Genomic DNA, 25,840 nt, shown 5'->3' on the forward strand with positions numbered 1-25,840 from the left:
TCAGGCGTCAAGCTCTCGGGGGACAACAAAATCGACGACCTGCCCGCTCCCCATAAAGGGCGTGGACCAGTCGGGAATGTCAAAGGACACCACCAGCGTGGCAGCCGTCGGATAAAGCCCGAATTTCGGGTGGTCCGGTATCGCGTTCGGGGCCAGCAGGTCATGGGCGAATTGCGCGATGCCCGGATTATGCCCCAGCATCATGACCCTATCGCCTTTCGCCTGTTTTAGCGCTTCGTATTGCGTGACAGGCGCGGCAAGATAGAGCCTGCGGTGAAAGGAGGGTTCCGGCGTTTCCGGCAGTTCGGCGGATAACAGCGCCCATGTCTCCTTGCAGCGCTGCGCATCAGAGCTGATGATCTGGTCCGGTACATGCCCTTGCTGCGTCAGCCAGCGCCCGATGGTGCCCGCCGCCTGCTGCCCGCGGGTATTGAGTTTACGCTCGTGATCCAGAAGGTTCAAATCGTCCCAACTGGACTTGGCGTGGCGGGTGAGGATAAGGGTTTTCATTAAAATGCTCTTGGTTTGTGAAAATACGTCATGTGATGGGCGGATTGCTCCGGATCGCGGTTGGCCCCCTTGCTGACCGGACAGGCACGGCGCGCGATGCAGCCCTGCGTCAGACAGGTTTCACCGGCGTCGCTGTCCAGATAGCTATGGCATGCGGCGGTATCATAGCCCTTCGCCGCACTTAATGCATCCACCGGACAGGCGGACAGGCAGGGTTTCGCCGTGCATTTGTCACAAGGACGCATTCCGGTCGGCGGCAGCTCCAGTCTTTGACGGAAAGCCAGTGCCCCGCGAAAAGACACCATCAGCCCGGCCGTGTCATGCACCAGCATCCCGACAGGGGAACTCCACGCCCGACCGGACTTGATGGCCCAGCTTAGAAACGGCGCATAGGGTGGCCCGCCAAAGGGCAGAAGATGCACTGCGGAAAGGTCGACTGCAAGCTGCGGAATAATGCGCGCAGACCAACGATCAATCGGATCGGGCATGGCATCGCGAAATTCGGCAGACTGGCGGAAAACGGGCCAGAAATCCGGTGCCGGACCCAATAACAGCAGGCTCTGGCAATCCGGTGGCAGGCCGTCCTCTGTGCCGCCGTGGAATCCGCCCAAAACAGCCAGCCCCTGTGCGGCGGCGGCAGAACAGGCGGCTGTATAGCTCATGTTTTGGTGAACGGCAGTTTCAGGGACCAGCCAAGGCGGTTCGGACGGTCGTCCTGCCACTGCAACCCGATGGTCATTTCGTCATGCCCCGCCTCGGGCTGTGCGATGTAGGTGCGAAACAAACGGTCCCACAACGAGATGGAAAACCCGTAGTTGCTGTCATGCTCAAAGCGCTTGTCGGAATGGTGCACGCGGTGCATGTCCGGTGTGACCAGAAACAGGCGCAGCACTGCGTCCACGCGGCGGGGCAGCTTCAGGTTGGAATGGTTGAACATCGCACAGCCGTTGAGCAGGATTTCAAAGACGATGACCGTCACTGCCGCAGGGCCGAACAGGTAGACCGCGCCGATTTTCAGCAGCATCGACAGGGCGATTTCGACAGGATGAAAGCGGATCGCCGTGGTGACGTCAAAATCCCTGTCCGCGTGGTGGACACGGTGCAGCCGCCACAACAACGGCACTTTGTGGGTGATCAGATGCTGCGCCCAGATCAGAAAGTCGAGGATCAGCAGACCCGCAAGAAACTCTACCCACAAGGGCCAGTCCGTCTGGTTGAACAGCCCGTAGCCCCGCTGCGCAGCGTCAAAGGCGGCGCCCACCGCAAGGGCAGGCACCGCAAAGGCAAGCAGGCGCAGGGTGGCCGTGTCAATCAGAACAATCGCCCAGTTTGTCACCCAGCGCCGTGATTTGCGCACCCGCAACTTGCGACGCGGCAGCAGATGTTCGGCCAGCGCCAGAAGCACGAACAGTCCGATAAATATCGAAAGACGTATGCCGGCCTCATTCTCCATTCAGGCGCGGATCATAGAGCCGGCACCATAGGTGGTGAACAGCTCCAGCAGGCAGGCGTTTTCCTGCTGCCCGTTCATGATGACAACCGCCTTCACACCGCCACGCACTGCATCAAGTGCGGTTTGGGTTTTCGGGATCATGCCCCCGGCGATGACCCCTTCGCGGGTCAGTTTCTCCACATGCTCGGCGCTCAGGCTGGTGATCACATCGCCGTCAGCGTCTTTTACGCCTTCAACATCAGTCAGCAGCAACAGACGGTCCGCTTTCAGTCCAGCCGCAATGGCACCGGCGGCGGTGTCGCCATTCACGTTAAAAGTCTCGCCGTTGGCGCCCGCACCAAGGGGGGCGATGACCGGAATCATGCCGTCATTGATCAGCGAACGCACAACCCGCGCATCCACGGTTTGCGGATCGCCAACCAGACCCAGATCGCCCTCGGCCTGTGTGCAGACCATCAGGTTGGCATCCTTGCCGGAAATCCCGACAGCACGCCCGCCCTGACCATTGATCGCCTGAACGATAGATTTGTTGACCTTGCCCGACAGCACCATTTCGACAACGTCCACCGTGGCCGCATCACTGACCCGCTTGCCGTTGACGAATTCCGACGGGATGTCGAGCTTCATCAGCATCTCGTTAATCATCGGCCCGCCGCCATGCACTATCACCGGATTAACGTTGCACTGGCGCATCAGCACCACGTCACGGGCAAAAGAGGCCATCGCCTCGGGCGAGGACATCGCATGGCCGCCCAGTTTGATCACAATAATAGAGCCGTCATGGCGCTGCATATGGGGCAGGGCGTCGGACAGGATTTTTGCGGTGGTAATACTGTCTCTTTTCACGGCTTTTGATTTCTCCATGGGGGCCTCTAAGTAGTGTCTGATCTGATTTAACCCTTTGCGCCCCGAGCGCCAAGGGGATACCGTCGCGGCAAAGTCACAAGGATGTGGAAATGGAACGCAAAAACCTGTTGTTGACCGGTGCAAGTCGCGGAATAGGCCATGCAACGGTAAAGAAATTCAGCGCCGAAGGGTGGCGGGTGCTGACCTGTTCGCGCCAGCCGTTTTCCGAACATTGCCCTTGGCCCGGTGGAGAGGAAAACCACATTCAGGTGGATCTTTCCAATCCCGAAAGCACGATTGAGGCCGTGGAACGTGTGCGCAAACGTCTGCCATCGGGGAAACTTGATGCGCTGGTGAATAACGCGGGGATTTCTCCGAAGGGACCGGAGGGCGAGCGGCTGAACACCATCGACACCGACCTGCGCACTTGGGGTCACGTGTTTCACGTGAATTTCTTCGCGCCGGTGGTGCTGGCACGCGGGTTGCAGCAGGAACTGGCCGCAGCGAAAGGCTCGGTGGTGAATGTGACTTCTATCGCAGGGTCGCGGGTGCATCCTTTTGCGGGGGCCGCCTATGCGACATCCAAGGCAGCGCTGGCGGCGTTGACGCGGGAGATGGCCCATGATTTCGGACCGCTTGGCGTGCGGGTCAATGCAATCGCACCGGGCGAGGTGGAAACAAGCATCCTGTCACCCGGCACGGAGAAAATCGTTGAGAAACTGCCCATGCGCCGGCTCGGTCAACCGGCAGAAGTGGCGGATGTGATCTATTTCCTCTGCACCGCGCCAAGCGCCTATGTCTCGGGGACAGAGATAGAAGTGAACGGCGGTCAACACGTCTGACCGCTGCGCGGGGGCGCAGGCCAAGGTTCTTGGATATTTTCCCAAAAAGAGCCTGAAGCGCAGGGCAAACTGGCTCTTTTTGGTTCAAATATCCAAATCCCGCGCTTGGCGTTATTCCGGTTGCCAGTTGTCCGGGTGGGCCGCTTGCACCGCATCCAGTTTTTCCAGCGCGGCAAAGGCGGCGCGGGTTTTGGGGAAGGGCGACAGGTCCACACCCCAGCGGTTCGCGTTGTAGATTTGCGGCACGAGGCAGAGATCAGCAAGCGTCACGCGGTCGCCAAAACAATATGTGCCGTCACCCTGCAACATGCCTTCAAAGCCTTTTAGCCCTTTGGGGATGAACTGGCGCATCCAGCTTTCCATCGTGATTTCGCCCCCCGAATGGGTCGCGGCGAATTTGGCGACCGACAGGTTGCAAACCGGATGGATTTCCATTGCGATTGCATAGGACAATGCGCGGACGCGGGCCTTGTCGAGCGCGTCTTCGGGCAGGAAGCTGTAATGTCCTGCATCCCCGAGATATTCGATCACCGCCAGCGACTGGGTTAGTGTATGACCGTCGATTTCAACCGTTGGCACCAGTCCTTGCGGATTGCGGGCGAGATTCTCGGCGCTTTGATGGGCGCCGGTCAGCAGGTCCACCGGCACAGCGTCATAGTCGATACCGGCAATGCCAAACGCGATGCGCAGGCGGTAGGCGGCAGAGGACCGCCAGTAATCGTAAAGAGTCGTGGTCATGAGTCTTCTTTCAGAAGTTTGAGAAGGGTGTCGCGGAAAGCGTCGGTGTCCGCGCCCATCCGCTTGAGCAAGCGCTGTTCAAATTCATCGGCCAGCGGTATGATCTGTTCCATCCGTGCATAGCCCTGTTCGGTCAGCCCCAGCTTGAGAAGGCGGCGGTCCTCGGCGTTGGTCTCTTTGGTCAGAAACCCTGCTTTTTCCAGACGGGAGGCCGCGCGGGAGACTTTGGATTTATCCATATCCACGCGGGCCTGAATTTCACGAATAGAGACCGGGCCGGCATTGTGCAGATGCACCAGCACCCGCCACTCCGGTACGGTCATATCAAAATGTTCCGCATAGATTTGCGAGAACTCGCGGCTGACCCGCGCAGAAACCACGGCGAGTTGGTAGGGCAGAAAATCGTCGAGTGAGAATTGGGACAAATCCGGTCGCCTGATATCGTTGCAAGTGATATGAGTATGCGACGGCGAAGGTTCGGGATCAAGGGGGGGATCGGTTTGGCCGCAGAAGATCGTGGCGGGGGTTCATGGGGCTGGCTGGTTCTGGAGGCGCAACAGGAAGGGGAGAGGAAATCACAACTCGGGAATTGACATCGTTGCATTTGCAACGATACAATAGCCTCAATCGAATCCGCCCATGGGAGAGTTGATATGAACAAGCAGACACAGCCGAAGGGTTTTGTTCAGGCCGCATCCAATATCGGTGTGACCGAAGGGTACATGCCCGGCTTTGGCAATGATTTTGAAACCGAGGCTCTGCCAGGCGCTCTGCCTGTCGGACGCAACAGCCCGCAGCGGGTGGAATACGGTCTTTATGCAGAGCAGTTGAGCGGCTCGCCTTTCACCGCGCCTCACGCCACGCTGGAACGGTCTTGGATGTATCGCATCCGTCCGAGCGTAAAGCACGTCAGCCGGTTCAAAAAAGTAGATATGTCCTACTGGAAGACCGCGCCTCATGTGATCGACGATGTGATCTCTCTGGGTCAGTACCGCTGGGATCCGGTGCCGTTCAACGATGAGAAACTGACCTTTGTCACCGGTATGCGGACCATGACTACCGCAGGGGATGTGGGCACGCAGGTCGGCATGGCAAGCCATGTTTATCTGGCCAATACGGATATGGAAGATGACTATTTCTATTCCGCTGATTCCGAGCTTCTGGTGGTGCCACAAGACGGTCGCCTGAAGATTTTCACCGAGTTTGGCATCATTGATCTGGAGCCGCTGGAAATCTGTGTGCTGCCGCGCGGGATGGTGTTCAAGGTGACGCTGCCGGACGGACAGGCACGGGGGTTTGTCTGTGAAAACTACGGTGCGAAATTCACCCTGCCGCACCGGGGGCCGATCGGGGCGAACTGTCTGGCGAATCCGCGCGACTTCAAAACGCCTGTCGCGGCCTTTGAGGAAAAAGAAACGCCCTGCCGCGTGACCGTGAAATGGTGCGGCCAGTTCCACACCTGCGAAATCGGTCACTCACCGCTGGATGTGGTGGCATGGCACGGTAACTACGCGCCTTACAAATACGATCTGCGCACCTATGCGACTATCGGTTCGATCAGCTTTGATCACCCTGATCCGTCGATCTTTACCGTGTTGACCGCGCCGACCGCCGAAGAAGGCACTGCGAATATCGACTTCGTGATCTTCCCCGAACGCTGGCTGGCCAATGAGAACACCTTCCGTCCGCCGTGGTATCACAAGAACATCATGTCCGAGTTGATGGGCAATGTGTACGGTGTCTATGATGCGAAACCCAAAGGGTTTATCCCGGGCGGGATCAGTCTACATAACTGCATGCTGCCTCACGGGCCGGACAACAACGCGTTTGAACATGCCACCAAGGAAAGCTGGGATCCAGTCAAGCTGACAAATACAATGTCCTTCATGTTTGAAACCCGCTTCCCGCAACAACTGACCCGCTTTGCCGCAGATGAAGCGCCGTTGCAGGATGATTACGTAGACTGTTGGGACGGGCTGGAGAAAAAATTTGACGGCACGCCCGGTCTGAAGGATTGAGCCTGCACCTACAGGGTCTGATCGGTGCTGCCGGTCTGTTGTGCCTTGTGGCAGGCGTCGTCTGGTGTATCGGCTGGATGCAGCAGCGATCAAGAAACGATGCGAAGGGCGGCTCTGACACGGATGCCGCCTCGCAAGACTGAACAAGCGGCCCTCTCAGGCTGCAAAATGGAAGGAAGAGAACCTTGGGTTTGAAGAAAAGTTGGGTAGAGTCTGCGAACTCTGCCGAGAGCCAGTTTCCCCTGAACAACCTGCCTTATGGCGTTTATCTGGATGAGGACGGTGTCGGCAGCCCCTGTGTGGCTATTGGCGACATGATTGTTGATCTGGGCGTTCTGGAAGACGAAGGCGTGATTAATGCAGGTGGTGAAGACCCTGTGTTTGACGTGCCGTTCCTGAATGAATTCATGGATCTTGGCTCTGACGCGTGGAAATCCGTGCGGGCGCGCCTGACGGATCTGCTGGCTGAAGGCGGTGACGATGCGCTGTCGGGCAACGAAGACCTGCGCAACGCGGCCATGATCGCCCAAAGCGATGTGGAAATGGGCATGCCCTTTGTTGTTGGCGAATACACAGACTTTTATGCAGGCCGCAATCACGCCCAGAACGTGGGCGAGATGTTCCGTGGCAAGGAAAATGCCCTGCCGCCGAACTGGTTGCACATCCCGATCGGCTATAACGGTCGCGCCAGCACAGTGGTTGTGTCAGGCACCGATTTTCACCGTCCGAACGGCCAGTTGAAAGGCCCGAATGACACGGTTCCTTCCTTTGGTCCGTGCAAGCGGCTTGATATTGAACTGGAAATGGGCGCGGTTGTGGGATCCGGCAACAAGATGGGCCAGCCTGTCAGCGTGGCCGAAGCCGACGAGATGATCTTTGGCTATGTATTGTTGAACGACTGGTCCGCACGGGACATTCAGGCGTGGGAATACCAGCCGCTCGGCCCGTTTCAGGCCAAGGTTTTCGCCACCACGATCAGCCCTTGGGTTGTGACCAAAGAAGCGCTGGAACCGTTCCGCTGCAACACGCCAGAGCGTGAATTCGAGCTGCTGCCTTACCTGCAAGAGCCCGGCCCGATGCTGTACAACATTGACCTGGAAGTGGCCCTTGCCCCTGAGAACAAGGACGAGACTGTCATTTCGCGCACCAATTACAACGAGATGTATTACTCCTCGGCGCAGCAACTGGCACACCATGCCAGCGGCGGCTGTGAGATGGGTGCAGGTGACTTGCTGGGGTCCGGTACGATTTCAGGTGTGGAAAAGCACCAGCGCGGCGCGTTGCTGGAAATCACTTGGGCGGGCGCTGATCCGATCACGCTCGACAGTGGCGAGACCCGCACCTTCCTTGAGGACGGCGACACAGTGACCCTGCGCGGTGCGGCCAAGGGTGACGGTTTCACCATCGGCTTTGGCGACTGCGCCGGCACCATCCTGCCAGCGGTGAAATTCCCGTAAGGCAGTGCGGCGCCCTGAAAGGGCGCCGTTTTGAGTATTTCAGGAACATTGAAGCCATCAGGCTTCGCGACAGTACACGTAAGGACATAACAATGGCTAAGGCATTCGCATCGCAAGGCGATACGGCAGAAAAGAAGATCAGCTTCACCGAAGTAGGTAAGGATCTTTGGGCGTTCACCGCCGAGGGCGATCCGAACTCCGGTGTGATTATCGGCGACGACTCGGTCATGATCGTAGAGGCGCAGGCCACACCCCGTCTGGCCAATATGGTCATCGACAAGGTGCGTGAGATCACCGACAAGCCGATCTCTCATGTTGTTCTGACCCACTATCACGCGGTACGCGTATTGGGTGCTTCCGCATTTAACGCGGATCAGATCATTATGTCTGACGTGGCCCGTGGTATGGTTATGGAGCGGGGTCAGGAAGACTGGGATTCCGAATTCCAACGTTTCCCGCGCCTGTTTGAAGGCCATGAAAGCATTCCGGGTCTGACCTATCCGACCACGACTTTCAGCGATTCCATGACCGTTTACCTTGGTAACCGTAAGGTAGAGATCAAACAGATCGGCCGTGCGCATACCGCAGGCGACAGCGTTATCTGGGTGCCGGACGAGCAGGTTATGTTCACCGGTGACATCGTGGAAAAACACTCTGCCTGTTATTGTGGCGACGGCTATTTTGGCGACTGGGGCAACACGCTCGACAACGTCAAAGCCTATGATCCGCAGTCTATTGCACCGGGGCGCGGGGACGCGCTGGTTGGCCGTGAAGCCGTGGATGAAGCCATCGAGCTGACCCGCGATTTCGTCAACAGCACCTATAAGCCGGTTGCACAGGTTGCCGCGCGGAACGGTACGCTCAAAGATGCTTGGGATGCCTGCCGCGAGGTTTGCGACCCGAAATTCAAGGACTATGCCATTTACGAGCATTGCCTGCCCTTCAACGTTGCCCGCGCCTATGACGAAGCGCGCGGCATCGCGCATCCGCGCATCTGGACCGCACAACGCGATCTGGAGATGTGGGAGGCGCTGCAAGGCTAATCACAGGAGGACGATATGCCACCACTCAACACTGCAATACTGACCTTGATGGGCATCGTTTTTGCCGTTTGGGTATTCCTGATGTTCCGGATGCTCGGGCGGCTGACACGCCAGTCCGTGCGGGAGCATGATCGCACAGGTGGTGGCTTTTCCGTCTGGATGGGCCATATCTTTCGCGCATTCGGCGGGTTCTTCAGTGACCCGTCGGTCGCAACAGAACGGCGCCAGTTGATCTGGGTGACAATCCTTTTGATGCTGGTGGTTCTGGCCCAACCCTTTGTATTGGTGCCGCGCGGGTGACAGAACATTTCGTAAAGATGGCCCAGAACAACGCATGGGCGAACGGGGTGCTTTACGATGCCTGTTCTGCCCTGTCGGAACCTGCGCTTTGGGCGGCGCGTCCGGGGTTTTTCGGCTCTGTCGGGCGCACGCTCAACCATATTTACGAGGTAGATCTCTATTACCTTGATGCTTTGGAGCAGGGGGGCAAGGGGCGTGCTGTTTATGACCGCGAGGATTTCGTCACCCTGCCACCACTGCAACAGGCGCAGGCCGGCGTGGACGCGCGGTTCATTGCATTTGCGCAAGGGCTTGCATCCGAAGACCTGCTCAGTACGCGGATGACGGAACGCCCCGACGGACCGCAGGAGGAGCGGGTGGACTGGCTGTTCCTGCATCTGGTGCAACATCAGCTGCACCACCGAGGGCAGGTGCATTGCATGCTTAGCGCGGCGGGGATTGCTCCGCCGCAATTGGACGATTTTTATCTGGAGTTTGGTCGCGTGCAGAGTGCCGCGCCCTATTGGGAGTGACCCATGGTTGATGTAAGATATGAAACAGCGTTCACGCTGTACCCTTATGCACGGTCTGCGGATCAGGATGCTGAAAACCCCGCACGCCACCCTGTGGTGATTGTCGGCGGTGGCCCTGTCGGAATGGGAATGGCGCTGGAACTGGGACTGAAAGACGTGCCTTGCGTGGTTCTGGATGACCACGACGGGGTCGGTGTCGGCAGCCGTGCCATCTGCTTTGCCAAACGCACGCTGGAAATTTGTGACCGTATGGGTGCCGCCGATCCGATGGTGGATTTGGGCGTCGTGTGGAACGTGGGCCGTGTCTTTCGTGACGAACGGCAGATTTACGATTTTAACCTGCTGCCCGAAGAAGGCCACAAGCGCCCCGCTTTCATCAACCTGCAACAGCCCTATTTCGAGAAGTTTCTGGTCGAACGCATCCGCGCGGTACAGGCCGAAGGCGCGCCGATCGAAATTCGTGGCAAGAACCGTGTGCTCTCGGTCGAATCCCACGAGGATCATGTGGTGCTGGAGGTGGACACACCGGAAGGCCCGTACCGTATGGAAGCGGACTATATGGTGGCTTGTGACGGTGCGCGTTCCCCCGTGCGCACCATGCTGGGGCATGATTTCACAGGGCGCGTGTTTGAAGACAACTTCCTGATTTGCGATGTGAAAATGACTGCGGATTTCCCCACCGAGCGCTGGTTCTGGTTCGATCCGCCCTTTAACCGCGGCCAGTCTGTGCTGCTGCACAAACAGCCCGACGACATCTGGCGCATCGACTTCCAGCTTGGCTGGGACATTGACCGCAAGGCGGTGGTGCAGCCGGAATATTACATGCCAAAGGTGCAGGCGATGTTGGGCGAGGGTGTAGAGTTTGAACCGGAATGGGTCAGCGTCTACACCTTCCAGTGCATGAGCATGGACGAGTACCGCCACGGCCGCGTCTTCTTTGCCGGAGACAGCGCCCATCAGGTGTCCCCCTTCGGTGCACGGGGCTGTAACGGCGGCATTCAGGACGTGGACAATCTGGGCTGGAAACTGGCCGCAGTGATCAAGGGCGAGGCAGGGGAACGCCTGCTCGACACCTATCAGGAAGAGCGAAAGCACGGGGCGGATGAGAACATCCTGAACTCCAGCCGCACGACTGATTTCATGACGCCCAAGACGGAGATCGCGAAACTGTTCCGCGAAAGCGTGCTGGATCTGGTGGAGCACACCGATGCCATGCGCCCGCTGGTGAATTCCGGTCGTCTGTCGATGCCCTGTGTCTATGACGGATCGTCCCTGAACGGGGCCGATGACGCAAGCCTGCCACAACGGACCCGTGTGGGGGCAACACTGGCGGATGCGCCGACGGATCAGGGCTGGCTGATTGACCGGATTGGCGGACGGTTCCAACTGTTCACCGTAAATTCGGATTTCAAACCCGACGGGCTCGACCTTGATCTAGTGGATGTGATTGTGGCGCCGGACGATTTGATTGCCGAACGTTATCTCGGCAGGGCTGAACAGGCGGTCTATCTGGTCCGGCCCGATCAGGTGATTGCGGCCCGTTGGGTCAATCCGACAACCGCCGATGTATCTGCTGCTTTGAACACCGCAATGGGAGGGTAAACCCGTGGACAAACTCTTTACGCCGAATATCGAAGATGCAGACGGGTTTTACGCCGAACTGCTGGCGGCCCACGAAGGGCTGAGCGAGGCCGAGAGCCATGCGCTGAACGCCCGCCTTGTGCTGCTGCTGAGCAATGTGGTCGGGGACCGCGCGATCCTCAGTCGCGCGTTCGAACTGGCCAAACAAGCCGGATAAACAAAAAAAACGCCCGCCGGATCCTCTCCGGCGGGCGTTTCTGTCTGTGCCTGACTGATCGATTCGGGCTGCGGACCTATCCCTCGCGGTGGACTTCGGCGCGTCCATGCTCGGTCAACTCCCAAACACCGCTGTCATCCAGCACCACCGCCGAGAGCGTGTTGCCATAGGCCGCACCTGTGTCAATATTCAGGCGATTGCCGTAGTGGGTGACGATCTCGACGGGCGTATGACCGTGTACCACCAGCTTTTCAAAGGGGCGGGTGTGGGCGTGGAACGGTGCGCGTATCCAGATCAGGTGATCCTCGATCTGGTCGGGAAGGGGGGTGTTCGGCTCTATCCCTGCATGGGCAAAATAGGCGCGGGGCGTGTCGTGAAACGCCGGCAGGTCGCGCAGATAGTCGCGATGGGCGGCGGGCACTTTGGCACGGGCCTCTGCCAGAATTTCCTTTTCCTGCGTGTGATCAAATCCGCTGACGCCATAGCTTTCCAGCGTGGTCAGCCCGCCAAGACGAGGATGCAGCCACGTCAGGTCTTTGCGCAGGACCGGATCCTGTTCCATATGGTCCAGAAACAGCGTCATCATCCGGTCGTGATTGCCTTTCAGAACCACCCAAGGCTTGCCCTCTTGTTGGCCCGTCATCAGATGGTCGATCACCTGACGGCTGTTGAAACGCCGGTCCACCAGATCCCCGATATGGATCACTTCATGGGGGCCGACGGTGTGGGTTGCGATGTCTTCGGCAATCCGGTCGTGTATCATCAGCATTTGGTCCAGATCGCCGTGAATATCACCGATGGCATAAAGAACTGGATCGGACATGGGCAGGGTTTCCTTAAGAGTAAAGCGCGTGTTAGCTGTTTCATATGCAGAGTTTACGCGAATTTGAACCCCTCCTTCCCGCAGAGCGACGATTGGTTGAAGAAGCCGAGACCGGCGCGCGGGTCATCATCGGTGACGGAGAGCGTCCCGCCCCGCAAGCGGAGGAGGTTGAAATCCGCGCCGGGCTGATCCGCCTGATCCTGCTGGAACTGGACCTGACAGCAGTGCCCCACGCCAAAGGCATCCGGATTCGCGGGGCGCGGATCACCGGCACGCTGGATTTTCAGGGGGTGGATTGCGCCAACGATCTTAGCCTGTCGCGCTGTGTGATGGACAAGACGCTGGTGTTTGTGAACGCACGGATGCACGGCGTTTTCCTGTCGGGTTGTGTGTGTCCGGGGATCGCGGCGGATAATGCCGTGTTTGACGGATCGGTCTATCTGCGCAACGGATTTGTCTGCACCGGAGAAATTGCGCTGCCCGGTGCGCGGATTTCGGGAGATTTGCAAATTTGCGATGCGCAACTGGACGGGGGCGGGCGGGCTGCGCTGTTTGCCAACTCCATGCGGGTGGGAGGATCGGTCTACCTTGGGGATTATCCCTTTGATGCGGATGACACCGAGCTGCACTGCGAAGGGGCCGTGATCCTGTCAAACGGCGACATCGAAGAGGATTTCTACTGCCGCAATGTGGCGATTTCCGCAGCCGGTAACGGCGGAAAGGCGGTGGCGGACGGGGCAGAGGGCAGCAATTCGATTGCCCTGTCCCTGACCCGCTGTGAAATTCGCGGGGTGCTCTATTTCAAGCAGAACCAGATTTCCGGTGGCATCATCAATTTCTCCGGCGCCCAGACCCGCCGCCTGAACGACGAGCCGGGCGGCGCGGGCGGTGGCCATGCGGTGCGGCTGGACGGATTTGAGTATCAGGATTTTGCCCAGCATACGGATATATCGGTGAAAACCCGTCTGGACTGGCTGGCGCGGCGCCCTGCGGGGATAGATTTTCGCGCCCAACCCTATGAGCATCTGGCACGGGTGCTGGAACGGATCGGCCACAGGGAAGACGCAGAGAAGGTCTTGATCGAAAAGGAGCGCCTGCAACGGGCCGCAAACCGCGCTGTGGCAACCGGTGGGATGCGGTTGGTTATGACGGTGCGGGACGGGCTGGGGTGGTTTCTGCTGGCCTATGGCTATCGCCCCTCGCGGGTGGTGCTTTGGGCGGTGCTGCTGATCCTCGGGCTGGGGTTCTATTTCCAGAAAACATGGGAGGCCGGGGATATGACTCCGGCCGCCGCGCCGATCCTGATTTCAGCGGGCTGGGTCTCTGCCACGCAGGAACATCCCCGAAATCCGGGGGCTTTCTGGGCGATGCGGGGGCAGGCTGGGCAGGACTATGAGACGTTTCAGCCCTATGCCTATGCCGCTGATTTGCTGGTGCCGATTGTTAATCTGGGGCAGGAAGAGGCGTGGGGGCCGTCCACTTCGCGCAGCGCTTGGGGCTGGCACGGCTGGTGGATTCGCTGGGTCGCCAAGATCACCGGCTGGGTGATCACAGCGCTGGGCGCAGCGGCTGTAACAGGTGTAATCCGGCGGGGATAAACCCCGCCGTCATCCGGTGAATTGTCTCTTAAACCAGCGATTTCGATCCCATATCCAGATACTTCTTGCGGCGACCCTTGCGCAGCGTATCGGGTTTTTTCTTTTCCAACTGGCCAAGCATTTCGCCCAGAGCCTCTTTTACGTTCTGGATCGTATCCTTGGTGTTGCGCTGTGCGCCGCCGATCGGTTCGGGGATTACAACGTCCGCCACGCCCAGTTCCTTGAGGTCCTGTGCCGTCAGCCGCAGCGCCTCTGCCGCTTCGCGCATCTTGCCAGCGTCCTTCCACAGGATGGACGCACAGCCTTCGGGCGAGATCACGGAATAAACCGAATGTTCCAGCATGGCGAGCCGGTCTGCCGTGGCAAAGGCCACCGCACCGCCGGACCCGCCTTCCCCGATAATGATCGAGATCAGCGGCACGCCAAGCGAGAGACATTTTTCAGTGGATCGGGCGATGGCCTCGGACTGGCCGCGCTCTTCGGCGCCCTTGCCGGGGTAGGCACCCTGCGTGTCCACCAGCGTGATCACCGGCAGGCCAAAACGGTCTGCCATATCCATCAGGCGGATCGCCTTGCGATAACCTTCGGGACGGGCCATGCCGAAATTATGGTGAATACGGGATTTGGTGTCTTTGCCTTTTTCGTGGCCGATCACCATCACCGGTTTGTCATTAAGACGGGCCAGACCGCCCATCACCGCATAGTCATCGGCAAAATTGCGATCACCGGCCAGCGGAGTGTATTCGGTGAAAATTGCCTCGATATAATCGCTGCACTGGGGCCGGTCCGGGTGGCGCGCCACCTGACATTTGCGCCAAGGGGTCAGTTTCTGGTAGAGATCCACCAGAAGATCCTGCGCTTTTTTGTCGAGCGCCTGAGCCTCTTTTTCCACGTCCATTTCGGGATTCTGGCGTGCCATAGCACGCAGTTCTTCGGCTTTGCCTTCGATCTCGGCCAGAGGCTTTTCAAACTCGAGGTAGTTTTGCATTGTCACCCGCGTCAGCGTTGTTTTTAGATTGGCATTATATGGCCGTGCTGGCACAAAATTGCAATGGGGTGCAAAAGCGCAAGCAGCTTGGGCAGGATGTCTCCGGCGGTCATATCGTCAAGGCCACAATGCATAATATTATTTGCTCGGAATGCGTCAGATACAAAAAGTATCTACAATTTTGTCTTACATTTCGCGGTTGAAGAATTGCTTACACATTCCGGCTGGAGATCCATGCACATCGTTTCTCGGTGGCCTCCGTCGTGAATTGGCGGAGACGGTAATTATTTCAGTGCCTTGTCGTGTAGCCGTACCTCAAGGGCGGATTGCGAACATTCGCCGCGTTGCACCCAGCAACTCACTACTTTTTTTACAGCGGACACTCAAGTTTCCCGTGTTGAGAAACCATGAGAAGCAATTGGCGCATTCTATAAGTTGAGGATTGAAAATCCTCGCGTCGGTGGCTCGATTCCGCCCCTGGGCACAATTTAACATACTGATATGTTTGTATTTTTTGCTCATGATTGATCCTCGTTTCGGTCAGGTTTGACGCTTTTCTGCGAAGGTTTGACAATTTTTGCGCGCTTTTCGTTTTCTTTTTCCAGCGTCGCCATGGTTTCGCGGTTCTTTTCGGCAAGGTTGGCCGAGCGGGAATAGTGCCGCGCCTTGGAAGGTGTCTTCGGTCCTAGAAGGTCGGCGATGCGGCGTTCATCGAGCCCTGCTTCGCGCAAAGTCGTGGCGACGGTGTGCCGCAAGCCCTTGAGGGTCAGGCCTTTTTCAATAAGGCCTTCATTCTCAAGGGCGGTTTTGAAGCGGTGCCAAACAGTCGAAAAGCCGTTGTATGTCCATACCTCACCGCGCGAATTGGAAAGCACGGTCTCGGCGTCGTGGTTATGCATGCGTTTAAGCGCGGCCTGAAGGGTCGAGCTGACCGGAATCGCAACCTCTTCGCCTGTCTTGCCGCGTACGCCCCAAATTGTCCCGTCATCGACCTGATCATTCCGTAATCGTAGGGCGTCGGACGGGTCCAGGCCGGTGTACATCATCAAGGCAAGGGCCACGCGCACATGGGGCTTGGCCTTGCCCAAGACGGTATTGCGCTCTTCGATGGCCCAAGGGCGGTTGGCATATGCACGGTCGCGCGGGCGTCGCTTGGGAATGACGTCTTTGGCGAAGTTGGCGGAGATGAGCCCCTTCGGGATGTTGTAGCGAAATACCTCGCTGAGAAGCGTACGGACCATGTTCGCCCGCCGCCAGCCAATTTTCTTTGCGGCCTTGTCGTGGATGCCTGCTATCAAAGGCGTATCAATCACATGGATCGGGGTGTCGCGGATCGGTTCAAGGAAATCGGCGCACTTGCGATAGTCGCGCCGGGTCGCCTCAGCCAGGTTCTGATAGTGCTCAGTCTCAAAGTAGGACTGGATCAAACCGCCAAGCGTTCCAGCCTTTGGTGCCTTCGCTCGCTGTGCCTCGGCGATGGCGCGGATCGTCTCGCATTCGGCGAAGAACTCGGCAGAACCAATCGGTGCGTGGGTCAGGTCAACCTTGTGGCCGGTCTCTCGGTGGTAGCATCGCTGCTTGCCGTGCCGGTCCTTGAAAATCTTGAAACCCTTGACCCGCACCTGTGTCATCAAAGGCGGTCCAGAATGGTGTCGCGGGTGTCGGTCACGGCCCCGGACTTCACATCATCAATCCAGAGATCGAGGTAACGGCGATCCCAAAGCAGCGTGCCTTGCTTCAACTAAACGGGGCGCACGGGACAAGCCGCCTTGAAGTGCTTCACCGGCAACCCGGCATAACTCGCGGCCTCAGACTGCTTCAGCATGCGCTTTTCGTTCACGCTGATATTGAGATTGGTCGTCGCCATAACCAGACACCCCCCGTCAATTCGCCACCGAGCCCTCGGCCCTTTTGACCTTGGTCGCGTTCTTCTGGAATCGCTCCCAGCCGCTCATCGTCAGCATCTTGGTCTTTGATGAAATCTCCACAAATTCCAGTTTGCCGGTGTTCATCAGCGCGCGAATTTGCGCAGGGCAGAGCCCAACGATCTCGCTGAGCTGTTTGGGTGAAAGCAGGCGTTCTTGGGTCAATTTCGGCACCATCGCTGGATATGAATAGAATCGCTTGTTCTGCACCTTATGACATGCTCAGATGGTTCAAGGGCAGGAAATACGTCATTTCGTGCAGTTTCGCTCGTTATGGCGATTTCGCCAATAGGGAACCTTGCATGCGGCAGGACGCAAAATCAGTTTTCATTGCTATGGGCGCGCGCCTTGCTATCGCGCGCAACGAAGTAGGCCTGAAACAAACAGCAATGGCGGAGGCGATTGGCGTCTCACATCGCGCCTATCACAGCTACGAAAAGGGCCAACGGGGTCTTCCTGTGGAGGCGCTTGTCGCGATGTCAGACCGGTTTGAAGTAGATGCTGCGTGGATATTGCTCGGAACGCAGACAGTCCGTGCATCTCATGACTTTGAAGCCTTGAAACAGATTGAGACCTCACTCGATCAGCACCTCAACGAAGAAAACATGAAGATCAAAAGTGAGAAGCGCGGGGCCATCGTCGCGCGCTGGTATCAGTCACATCTTGAGGGGCGGGAAGTCAGAGATGATGACGTTCACACTTGGATCGAACTGGTAAGGGATTAAGCCGATGCAAAAGCCAAGCGACAACTGGAAGAAACTTCGGCGCGCAACACTGGAGCGTGCACGCCGCAACGCAGTCGCGCCGTTGGAACCGCTCAATACGGTACTCTTGGTTGCCAGCGCCCTCTATTTGATCGGTTTCCTAAGGCTGAGTTTCGGGGGGCAGCCTCATGATTTTACGTTGATATCCGGCGCGGCCATCTTTGCGGTTGCACTATCTGGAATTTTGGTGCCCATTCTTTCGGGTTCCGTCATCACGTTGCGGCTTGCAGACCGTCAGCTCAAAAAATTGATTGAAGAATGACACGATGCATTAAAGCCCCTCGCATTGATACCTCTGCGGCCCGCCCTGCGGCGTACGCCAGCGAAATTTGTACATTTGCACGCTCTGAGCGCGCGCCAACTTAGGACTACCAATAGATGCCACTGACACTCGCCCAATTGGAGCGTCACCTTTTTAGCGCTGCAGACATCCTTCGCGGCAAGATGGATGCCTCGGAATTCAAAGAGTACATTTTCGGGATGCTCTTCCTGAAGCGCTGTTCGGACGTGTTCGAACAGGCCCGCTTGGAGGTGGTGCAAAAGCGTATCGCGAGCGGCGTGGCCCCGGAGCAGGCCGCAGAAGAAGCGGAGAACAAGGTTTGGTATGGGCGCAGCGGTACGTTTTGGGTTCCGCCGCAATCGCGCTTTGGTCACCTAGTTGACGAAGCGCACGAGAACATCGGCGACAAACTCAACAAAGCCTTGGGTGGCGTCGAGTCCGAAAACATCGCGCTCGAAGGTGTCCTCGACCACATCGATTTCACCCGCAAAGTTGGCCAAAGCAAGATCAGCGACCAGAAACTGCGCCAACTCATCAATCACTTCGGTGAAATCCGGCTTCGCAACGAAGACTTTGAATTTCCTGACCTTCTAGGCGCAGCATACGAATACCTGATTGGTGAGTTTGCGGACTCCGCCGGCAAAAAAGGCGGCGAGTTCTATACCCCGCGTTCGGTCGTCCGGATGATGGTGCGGCTGCTCAAGCCAACGCTCGAACATGACATCTACGATCCCTGCTGCGGGTCCGGCGGTATGCTCATCGCGGCCAAGGATTACATCGACGAACATGGCCAAGACGGGCGCAGGGCTAACCTTTTCGGTCAGGAAGCTGCTGGCACTGTTTGGTCCATCGCGAAGATGAACATGCTGCTCCATGGCATCAACAGCGCCGACTTGCGGAACGAGGACACCTTGGGCGAACCGCAGCACGTTGAAGACGGCGAGTTGCGCCGCTTTGATCGGATCCTCACGAACCCGCCGTTTTCGATCAACTGGGGTTCCAAGGACAAAGAACGCTCTGGTGAATACACGTGGCAGCCCAAGTTCAGGGAACGCTTCTTCCATGAGGTGCCGCTTGGCTCGAAGAAGGCCGACCTCATGTTCCTCCAGCACATGTTGGCCGTCAGTCGTGACGGCGGCATGATCGCAACTGTTATGCCGCACGGGGTCCTGTTCCGGGGCGGAGACGAAGGTAAAATTCGTCAGAAGATCATCGAGAGCGACCAGATCGAGGCGGTCATCGGCCTCGGCCCGCAGCTCTTCTACGGCACCGGCATCCCGGCTTGCGTGATCGTCCTTCGCCAGCGGGTGCACCATGGCGCGAACCTCGTGTCGGGCAAGCCTGCCGAACGGCAGGGCAAGGTACTCTTCATCAACGCCGACCGCGAATTTTTCGAAGGCCGGGCGCAGAACCACCTGCTGCCGGAGCATATCGAGAAGATCGTCACCACGTTCGAGGAATACCGCGCAATCCCCGGCTTCTCGGCCATCGTCGACATCGACACGCTGCGCAAGAATGACTTCAATCTGAACATCCGCCGCTATGCCGACAACGCCCCGCCGCCCGAACCGCATGACGTGCGCGCGCACCTTGTGGGCGGCATCCCGATTGCAGAGGTTGAGGCCAAGACCGCGCTCTTCCAATCCCACGGGCTTGACCCGATGGACCTGCTGATACCGCGCGATGACAAATACCTCGATTTCGCCGCCAGCCTGACCGCCAAGTCAGACCTCAAACCCGCTATCGAAACCAATGCGGGCCTCACCGCGCGCGAAGCGGAGATCAAGGACAGCTTCAACGCGTGGTGGGACGCGCATCGGGATAGCATCAAATCCCTCGCCGGGGCCGAAGACTCCGCCGCGCTAATCACCCTGCGGGATGAACTGCTCTCCAGCTTTTCCGACACGCTCGAAAGCCTCGCCATGCTCGACCCGTTCACCGTGCGGGGCATCATCGCCCAGTTCTGGAACCAGTCGCGGTTTGACTTCCTGACCCTCATGGCGCGTGACACCAAGGGCGTGGTGGATGCCTGGCGCACCTCTATCGTCACGGCGCTGGAGGATAAGGGAAACAAGGAAAACCCGCTGGATCACAAGCTGGTCGCCTTCCTCATGGGCGGTTTCGTGCGCGAGATTGCCGAGCTTGAGGCGCGCAAGGCGGAACTGGATGCACAGTTAAAGGCGGCGACGGCCAAGCCCGAGGAGGACGAGGAAGAAGACGAGGCCGAACCGGTGGACGAGGCGCAAATCAAGCGCTGGAAGAAGGAGCTGAGCGAGGTCAAGAAGACGCTGAAGGCCAAACAGGCGCAGTTCACAGACGAGATCAACGCAGGCGTTGACGGGCTGTCATCCGAGGAGGCGGCGGAGCTGCTGCTGAAAATCTTGCATGATGACATGCAGAAAATCCTGACCCGCTACATCGGTGCGCAACGCACCCAGATCGTGGCGGCGTTTGAGAACTGGTGGGACAAGTATCGCGTGACCTTGACCGAGATCGAGGGCGCACGGGCAGAGGCGACGGAGAAGCTGGCTGGGTTCTTGAAGGGGTTGGGGTATGTGTGACTCAACCTTTGAAAGGGTGGAACTTGGCGATATCGCGGAACGCTCAGAAGGTAGTTTTGTAGACGGTCCATTCGGATCGAGTCTCAAATCCGACGAATACACTGAAGAAGGTGTGCGCCTGATCCAGCTTCAGAACATTGGGATAAATGAGTGGTTTGACGCTAACCAAAAATTCATTTCTGAGCGCAAATTCCTATCACTCCAGCGCCACGGAACCGTTCCAGGTGACATTGCGATTGCCAAGATGGCCGAACCCGTTGCGAGGGCCTGTATCGTACCGCCCGTTAGCGAGCAGTTCGTAGTGGTCGCGGACTGCATCCGTCTCCGACCAGACACGTCTCGCTTTGTGCCGTCATACATCGCAAAGGCAATCAACAGTCCTTACACGCGACTTGAAGCTGAAAAGAAGGCCATTGGATCGACCCGCGTCCGGATCAATTTGACTACGCTAAAGACCGTTGGCTGCTTGGTTCCTTCGTTCGAAAGACAATCCAAAATCGCCGAGGTGCTGGATACGTTGGATGCGGCGATCCGGGGGACGGAGGCGGTGGTGGCGAAGTTGAAGGCGATGAAGCAGGGGCTGCTGCATGACCTACTGACCCGCGGCATCGACGCAAACGGAGACCTCCGCCCCCCACACACCGAGGCCCCCCACCTTTACAAAGAAACCTCACTCGGCTGGCTCCCGAAGGAGTGGGATTGGGGCAAACTTGAAGACCATTGTTCCCGTATTTGTGTCGGTATCGTTATCAGGCCCGCCGACTACTACGTATCTGAGGGAGTGCCGACATTCAGATCGGCAAACGTCCGGGAAGGCCAACTCACTGGCACTGACCTCGTGTACATTTCTCCGCAGTCGAATGCGATGCTCCACAAAAGCCAAGTTCGCAAAGGTGACATACTGACGGTGAGAACCGGATATCCTGGAACGAGTGCTGTGGTGCCTGATGAATATGACGGCTGTAATTGCGTAGACATATTGATCACTACGCCAGCCGGTTCGATCTCCGCTGATTTCTTGTGTCGATGGATTAATTCGCCGTTTGGAAAAGAGCAGGTCTTGAATGGGCAGGGAGGGCTAGCACAGCAGCACTTCAACGTTGGTGAAATGCGGGAACTGATCGTTGTTGAACCTAGTATCGTTGAGCAAGACGAGATTTCACGAAGGCTTGCTGCCGCAGAGAGTAAACTTGAAGAAGAGCTGAAACTGCTCGACAAACTCCGCCTCCAAAAATCCGGTCTGATGGACGATCTTCTTACCGGGCGGGTCTCCGCTGCGCCTTTGCTTAAAGAGGGGGCTGCACATGGGGCATGAACTCGATGATGTGGAACAGCCCTTCATCGACCAGATTGTCGCCATGGGCTGGCAGGCGCAGACCGGCAATATGGACGATCCCTCCCTGACCGGGCGGAACAGTTTCAAGGATGTCATCGCCGAGGCCACGCTGCGCGAGCGCCTGCGCGCGATCAATCCCGGCCCCGATGGCAAACCCTGGCTCGACGAGGCGCGCCTGTCCGAGGCTGTCAGCGCGCTCACCCGCCACGGCCAGCGCGGGCTGATGGAGGCCAATCAAGCGGTGACCGAATTGCTGCTCAAGGGCCTGACGGTCGAGGGTCTGCCCGGCTGGGACGGCGGGCGCGGCCAAACCATCCGCTACATCGCTTGGGACGATGTGGGGGCGAATAGCTTCACCGTGTCCAACCAGTTCCGCGTCGATTGCCCGCCCGGCCATGACGTGGGCAAGGGTTTCATCATTCCCGATGTGGTGATGCTGGTGAACGGTATCCCGGTGGTGGTGGTCGAGGCCAAAAGCCCCGGCATCCCCGAACCGCTGGCCGAGGCGGTCAAGCAACTGCGCCGCTATCACAACGCCCGCAAGGCCGCGCTGGAGGTTGACGAGAACGAAGGTGCGCCCGCGCTCTTCGCCTCGGTCCAGCTTCTGATCGCCACCAGCTTTGACGAGGCCCGCGTAGGCTGCATCGGTGCGGGGCTGGAGTATTACGGGCAGTGGAAGACGGTCGTGGGGCCGGACGGCAAAGGCTCCGAGGATGAGGTGGCTGCGGCGCTTGGCAAGACGCGCCTGTCCGAACAAGAGCGCATGATCGAGGGCATGCTGCGCCCGGCGCATCTTCTGGATATCCTGCGCCACTACCTGCTGTTCATGAATGTGGGCGGCCAGACCATCAAAACGGTTTGCCGTTATCAGCAATACCGCGCCGTGAACCGCGCTCTGGAACGCCTGCGGACCGGCAAGACGCGGCTGCAAGACGGTGAATATGATCGGCGCGGTGGCATCGTCTGGCACACGCAAGGCTCAGGTAAGAGCCTGACCATGGTCTTCATGATCCGCAAGATGCGGACGGATTTGGACCTGCGAAAGTTCAAGGTGATTATGGTCACCGACCGCAAGGACCTGCAACGGCAACTGTCTGAAACGGCGACGATGTCCGGTGACGTGGTGGAGCTGGCGACGAGTAACAGTTCCTTGAAGCGGCTCGCCCGCCGTAAAGGGCCGGGTTTGGTCTTTGCAACGATCCAGAAGTACCGCACAGATGAGGACGTGGCCGAGGTCACGAAGGGACCGGCCTTTGACGTGCTGAACGAAGATGACACGATCCTGGTCGTGGTAGATGAGGCACACCGGACGCAGGCAGGCGATCTACATGCCAACCTGCTGGCAGCGCTGCCGAACTGCGCGCGGATCGGTTTCACCGGCACGCCGATCATCATGGGCGAGAAGAAGCGTTCGACCGAGATTTTTGGCGATTTCATCGATCAGTACACGATCAAGGAAGCCGAGGCCGATGGGGCGACTGTGCCGGTGCTCTACGAGGGACGGACCGCAGAGGGGGCCGTGAAGGATGGGGCCACCCTAGACGTCCTGTTCGAGGATATGTTTCGCGGCCGGTCGGACGAGGAACTGGAAGCGATCCGCAAAAAATACGCGACCAAGGGCAACATCCTGGAGGCCAAGGAACTGATCGGGGAAAAGGCCCGCGACATGCTTCGGCACTACGTGACCAACCTTTTGCCGAATGGGTACAAGGCGCAGGTCGTGGCCTACAGCCGCACAGCGGTTGTCCGGTATAATGCGGCTTTTTTGGAGGCACGTGATGAGCTTTTGGCCGAAGCGGCGGCTCTGTGTGACGCTGACAAGTCGTTGGACGACGAAGAGCTCTGCATCAGAACCGCAGAGCTGCAGGCGTTGGTTCAGGCTTGGCGATACCGCGATACGCTGGAGAAGATTGAGTTTGCGGCGATCATGTCCGGTGGCAACAATGATGATGCTAGCTGGAAGCAGTGGACCGAAGGCTCAGCGCAGGAAATGCGGATCAAACGGTTCAAGAAACCTTTGTTTCACAAGGATCCCACGAAGGCGGACCCCCTTGCGTTTCTGATCGTGAAATCAATGCTTTTGACGGGCTTCGATGCGCCCATTGAAGGTGTGATGTACCTTGATCGATCAATTCGTGAAGCCGAGCTGCTGCAGGCCATTGCCCGTGTAAATCGAACCGGTTTCGGCAAGACCTGCGGGATCGTCGTGGACTATTTTGGTGTTGCCCATCACCTCAAGTCGGCCCTTTCCGCCTATTCGGATGAAGACATTGACGGAGCGCTGGTCAGCCTCACAGACCAAATTCCCATTCTGCGAGATCGGCACATTCGGGTCGTCGACATCTTCAGGCGCGAAGGCTTGGATGATCTGTCGGACGACGAAAGCTGTCTACAAGTGCTGGCAACTGAAAAGGTCAGGGCCGAGTTCACAGTGAAGCTGAAGGACTTCCTCAAGTCCTTGGAAATCGTGCTTCCAAGGCCGGAAGGTCTGCCATTCGTAAAGGATGCAAAGCGCCTTGCCTATATCCAGGCGCGCGCGCGGAACAGGTTCCGCGATGTCGCCGTCATCGGTTCCGATGTAGGTGCTAAGGTTCGAAAGCTGATTGATGACCACGTGATCTCGTTGGGTATCGATCCCAAGATACCTCCCGTTCAACTTACGGATGCCGAGTTTGAAGACCAGGTTGGGCAAGCAAGCGGTGCGCGCGCCAAAGCTTCGGAGATGGAACACGCGATCCGTTCACATATCCGCAAGAAGCTCGAAACTGACCCTGTTCGGTTCAAGAGGATGTCCGAGCGCCTTAATCAGATTCTAGATGGCTTTGGACATCAGTGGGATGAAATCATCGAGCAGCTTCAAGCGATTATTGATGAGCTACGGTCAGAGTCCCAATCAACTGGCGAAACTGAATTCGATATACCGGAGATTTATGTCCCCTTCCTTCGCACCGTTCTCGAAGAGGCGGGAGCGGACGAAAACACACCGGCACAACATCTTCAGGCTCTGCATCGTGTGACCCAAGAGATCGTGGATCGCATTGTCGAAGAAGTTGTTGCCAATCGCTCAATCTGGAGCACATTCAAGATGGCTGACCAAGAAAATCTGCGATCTGAAATCTTCGAAAAACTGGTTGATGCAAAGATCGAGGGGCTTGGTGTTTTGGACGCAGAGCGGTTGTCGGAACAGTTGATGCAGCAAGCCAAGGCCAGTGAGGAAGCCTTGAGGGAATTCTGATGCCCAACCTCCCGCTTTCACCCATTCGCACAGGGGGCCGCTCAGTCCGTTTTTTCGACCAGCATTTGGACGTAGATGGCTTGTCGTTCAACATACGACGGAGCGATAGGAGAAAGACCCTCCAGATTACCGTGGAGAGATCGGGCGAACTTGTAATTCTCGCGCCGCCGGAAGCAACAGAAAGTGACTTGGTCGAGTTCGTTCAGGAGAAACTGCTTTGGGTGCATACCAAGTTGGAGGAAAAGGCGCGACTTCAGCGAAGGGCCCCTATTAAGGAGTTCGTCGATGGCGAGGGGTTCCTGTATCTTGGTAAAAGTTATCGCCTTCGCTTGGTCGACCGTCAGCTTGTGGATCTGACATTAAAGAATGGACGCTTCTGTCTTCGAACGGCCTCGGTCCATAGAGGCCGGGAAGTCTTTATTTCTTGGTACGTTCGCAAGGCACAAGCCTGGTTCGAGAAGCAAACCCTTCAGCATTCAAACCGCATGGATGTGAGCATCAATGAGGTCAAAGTCCAGGACCTAGGCTTCCGGTGGGGTTCGTTTGGATCAGAGGGGAGGGTTTCCTTTCATTGGAAGGCCGCACTTTTGCCGCCGAGGATCGCGCAATACATCATCATCCATGAACTGGCGCATGCCCATCATCCCGACCATTCGGCGAAATTCTGGATCAAGGTTGAGCAACATCTCCCTGATTGGAGGGCCCGCAAGGAATGGTTGGCCGAAAATGGGATGCAAGTTGAAGGTTTGTGAACGTTTCGATTTTGCTGAGGCAGTCCCTCAATCAACTCGAAGCAATAAAGTTGTCAGTTGA

The 25,840-nt window shown here is 57.7% G+C and carries 27 protein-coding genes; 16 read left to right on the plus strand and 11 right to left on the minus strand.

Annotated elements, in window-relative coordinates; translation table 11 throughout:
- From BFV97_RS16355 to argB, 4 genes are read right to left on the minus strand one after another with little or no spacing between them, the layout of a single operon-like run.
- Positions 1-510, minus strand: a complete 510-nt coding sequence (locus BFV97_RS16355) for a SixA phosphatase family protein (RefSeq protein ID WP_069301471.1) — start codon at positions 508-510, stop codon at positions 1-3.
- Entirely contained in the window at positions 510-1,172 is a 663-nt protein-coding gene (locus BFV97_RS16360) for a ferredoxin (protein ID WP_069301472.1), read from the minus strand. The genes BFV97_RS16355 and BFV97_RS16360 overlap by 1 nt, the downstream gene beginning before the upstream one ends.
- Positions 1,169-1,963: a sterol desaturase family protein gene (locus BFV97_RS16365; RefSeq protein ID WP_069301473.1), complete on the minus strand. Its 795-nt coding sequence runs from the start codon at positions 1,961-1,963 to the stop codon at positions 1,169-1,171. The genes BFV97_RS16360 and BFV97_RS16365 overlap by 4 nt, the downstream gene beginning before the upstream one ends.
- Positions 1,964-2,827 (minus strand): acetylglutamate kinase, encoded by an 864-nt coding sequence (gene argB, locus BFV97_RS16370; RefSeq protein ID WP_069301474.1) that lies wholly within the window; start codon positions 2,825-2,827, stop codon positions 1,964-1,966.
- Between the two features lie 92 nt (positions 2,828-2,919).
- On the opposite strand from argB, the gene BFV97_RS16375 reads away from it, so the two are divergent.
- The gene (locus BFV97_RS16375) at positions 2,920-3,651 is read left to right on the plus strand and encodes an SDR family NAD(P)-dependent oxidoreductase (protein ID WP_069301475.1); all 732 of its coding nucleotides are present in this window, start codon (positions 2,920-2,922) and stop codon (positions 3,649-3,651) included.
- A gap of 111 nt (positions 3,652-3,762) precedes the next feature.
- On the opposite strand, the gene maiA is transcribed toward BFV97_RS16375, so the two are convergent.
- The gene (maiA, locus tag BFV97_RS16380; RefSeq protein WP_069301476.1) at positions 3,763-4,389 is read right to left on the minus strand and encodes a maleylacetoacetate isomerase; all 627 of its coding nucleotides are present in this window, start codon (positions 4,387-4,389) and stop codon (positions 3,763-3,765) included.
- Positions 4,386-4,814, minus strand: coding sequence for a MarR family winged helix-turn-helix transcriptional regulator (locus BFV97_RS16385; protein WP_069301477.1), 429 nt, complete (start codon positions 4,812-4,814; stop codon positions 4,386-4,388). The genes maiA and BFV97_RS16385 overlap by 4 nt, the downstream gene beginning before the upstream one ends.
- A 228-nt stretch (positions 4,815-5,042) precedes the next feature.
- On the opposite strand from BFV97_RS16385, the gene hmgA reads away from it, so the two are divergent.
- From hmgA to BFV97_RS16420, 8 genes are all read left to right on the plus strand, one after another.
- Complete coding sequence (hmgA, locus tag BFV97_RS16390; protein WP_069301478.1) at positions 5,043-6,407, plus strand: homogentisate 1,2-dioxygenase; 1,365 nt, start codon at positions 5,043-5,045, stop codon at positions 6,405-6,407.
- On the plus strand, positions 6,404-6,550 hold the full coding sequence (locus BFV97_RS18815) for a hypothetical protein (RefSeq protein WP_157888352.1): 147 nt from the start codon (positions 6,404-6,406) through the stop codon (positions 6,548-6,550). Before hmgA ends, BFV97_RS18815 begins: the two co-directional genes overlap by 4 nt.
- Positions 6,551-6,592: 42 nt before the next feature.
- On the plus strand, positions 6,593-7,864 hold the full coding sequence (gene fahA, locus BFV97_RS16395; protein WP_069301479.1) for a fumarylacetoacetase: 1,272 nt from the start codon (positions 6,593-6,595) through the stop codon (positions 7,862-7,864).
- A 92-nt stretch (positions 7,865-7,956) separates the two neighbouring features.
- Complete coding sequence (locus BFV97_RS16400; RefSeq protein WP_069301480.1) at positions 7,957-8,907, plus strand: MBL fold metallo-hydrolase; 951 nt, start codon at positions 7,957-7,959, stop codon at positions 8,905-8,907.
- Positions 8,908-8,922: 15 nt separating this feature from the next.
- Positions 8,923-9,207 carry a hypothetical protein gene (locus BFV97_RS16405; protein ID WP_069301481.1) on the plus strand — a complete coding sequence of 95 codons (285 nt, stop codon included), beginning with the start codon at positions 8,923-8,925 and terminating at the stop codon, positions 9,205-9,207.
- Positions 9,204-9,719 (plus strand): DinB family protein, encoded by a 516-nt coding sequence (locus BFV97_RS16410; RefSeq protein ID WP_245667780.1) that lies wholly within the window; start codon positions 9,204-9,206, stop codon positions 9,717-9,719. The genes BFV97_RS16405 and BFV97_RS16410 overlap by 4 nt, the downstream gene beginning before the upstream one ends.
- A gap of 3 nt (positions 9,720-9,722) precedes the next feature.
- On the plus strand, positions 9,723-11,321 hold the full coding sequence (locus BFV97_RS16415) for an FAD-dependent oxidoreductase (RefSeq protein ID WP_069301483.1): 1,599 nt from the start codon (positions 9,723-9,725) through the stop codon (positions 11,319-11,321).
- Positions 11,322-11,325: 4 nt separating this feature from the next.
- On the plus strand, positions 11,326-11,517 hold the full coding sequence (locus BFV97_RS16420; RefSeq protein ID WP_069301484.1) for a DUF2783 domain-containing protein: 192 nt from the start codon (positions 11,326-11,328) through the stop codon (positions 11,515-11,517).
- 76 nt (positions 11,518-11,593) lie between these two features.
- On the opposite strand, the gene BFV97_RS16425 is transcribed toward BFV97_RS16420, so the two are convergent.
- Positions 11,594-12,340 carry a metallophosphoesterase gene (locus BFV97_RS16425; RefSeq protein WP_069301485.1) on the minus strand — a complete coding sequence of 249 codons (747 nt, stop codon included), beginning with the start codon at positions 12,338-12,340 and terminating at the stop codon, positions 11,594-11,596.
- A 44-nt stretch (positions 12,341-12,384) separates the two neighbouring features.
- Here BFV97_RS16425 and BFV97_RS16430 point away from each other — a divergent pair, with 44 nt between their 5' ends.
- Positions 12,385-13,938 carry a hypothetical protein gene (locus BFV97_RS16430; protein ID WP_157888353.1) on the plus strand — a complete coding sequence of 518 codons (1,554 nt, stop codon included), beginning with the start codon at positions 12,385-12,387 and terminating at the stop codon, positions 13,936-13,938.
- Positions 13,939-13,966: 28 nt separating this feature from the next.
- Here BFV97_RS16430 and BFV97_RS16435 read toward each other — a convergent pair whose 3' ends face one another.
- From BFV97_RS16435 to BFV97_RS16450, 4 genes are all read right to left on the minus strand, one after another.
- Positions 13,967-14,926 carry an acetyl-CoA carboxylase carboxyltransferase subunit alpha gene (locus tag BFV97_RS16435; protein WP_069301487.1) on the minus strand — a complete coding sequence of 320 codons (960 nt, stop codon included), beginning with the start codon at positions 14,924-14,926 and terminating at the stop codon, positions 13,967-13,969.
- Positions 14,927-15,444: 518 nt separating this feature from the next.
- On the minus strand, positions 15,445-16,557 hold the full coding sequence (locus BFV97_RS16440) for a tyrosine-type recombinase/integrase (RefSeq protein WP_069301488.1): 1,113 nt from the start codon (positions 16,555-16,557) through the stop codon (positions 15,445-15,447).
- Positions 16,558-16,667: 110 nt separating this feature from the next.
- A complete protein-coding gene (locus BFV97_RS19180; protein WP_281200960.1) occupies positions 16,668-16,793 on the minus strand; it encodes a hypothetical protein in 126 nt (41 codons plus the stop codon).
- Between the two features lie 16 nt (positions 16,794-16,809).
- On the minus strand, positions 16,810-17,016 hold the full coding sequence (locus BFV97_RS16450) for a hypothetical protein (RefSeq protein ID WP_157888354.1): 207 nt from the start codon (positions 17,014-17,016) through the stop codon (positions 16,810-16,812).
- A 137-nt stretch (positions 17,017-17,153) separates the two neighbouring features.
- Here BFV97_RS16450 and BFV97_RS16455 point away from each other — a divergent pair, with 137 nt between their 5' ends.
- The 6 genes from BFV97_RS16455 (at position 17,154) to BFV97_RS16480 (ending at position 25,779) form a co-directional block, all read left to right on the plus strand.
- Positions 17,154-17,576 (plus strand): helix-turn-helix domain-containing protein, encoded by a 423-nt coding sequence (locus BFV97_RS16455; protein WP_069301490.1) that lies wholly within the window; start codon positions 17,154-17,156, stop codon positions 17,574-17,576.
- Between the two features lie 4 nt (positions 17,577-17,580).
- A complete protein-coding gene (locus BFV97_RS16460) occupies positions 17,581-17,877 on the plus strand; it encodes a hypothetical protein (RefSeq protein ID WP_069301491.1) in 297 nt (98 codons plus the stop codon).
- A 116-nt stretch (positions 17,878-17,993) separates the two neighbouring features.
- A complete protein-coding gene (locus BFV97_RS16465) occupies positions 17,994-20,456 on the plus strand; it encodes a type I restriction-modification system subunit M (RefSeq protein WP_069301492.1) in 2,463 nt (820 codons plus the stop codon).
- On the plus strand, positions 20,449-21,771 hold the full coding sequence (locus BFV97_RS16470) for a restriction endonuclease subunit S (RefSeq protein ID WP_069301493.1): 1,323 nt from the start codon (positions 20,449-20,451) through the stop codon (positions 21,769-21,771). Before BFV97_RS16465 ends, BFV97_RS16470 begins: the two co-directional genes overlap by 8 nt.
- The gene (locus BFV97_RS16475; protein ID WP_069301494.1) at positions 21,761-25,027 is read left to right on the plus strand and encodes a type I restriction endonuclease subunit R; all 3,267 of its coding nucleotides are present in this window, start codon (positions 21,761-21,763) and stop codon (positions 25,025-25,027) included. The genes BFV97_RS16470 and BFV97_RS16475 overlap by 11 nt, the downstream gene beginning before the upstream one ends.
- Entirely contained in the window at positions 25,027-25,779 is a 753-nt protein-coding gene (locus tag BFV97_RS16480; protein ID WP_069301495.1) for a M48 family metallopeptidase, read from the plus strand. The genes BFV97_RS16475 and BFV97_RS16480 overlap by 1 nt, the downstream gene beginning before the upstream one ends.
- Positions 25,780-25,840 lie beyond the last annotated feature (61 nt).

This window comes from Neptunicoccus sediminis, assembly GCF_001719615.1.
Taxonomy (GTDB): Bacteria; Pseudomonadota; Alphaproteobacteria; order Rhodobacterales; family Rhodobacteraceae; genus Amylibacter; species Amylibacter sediminis.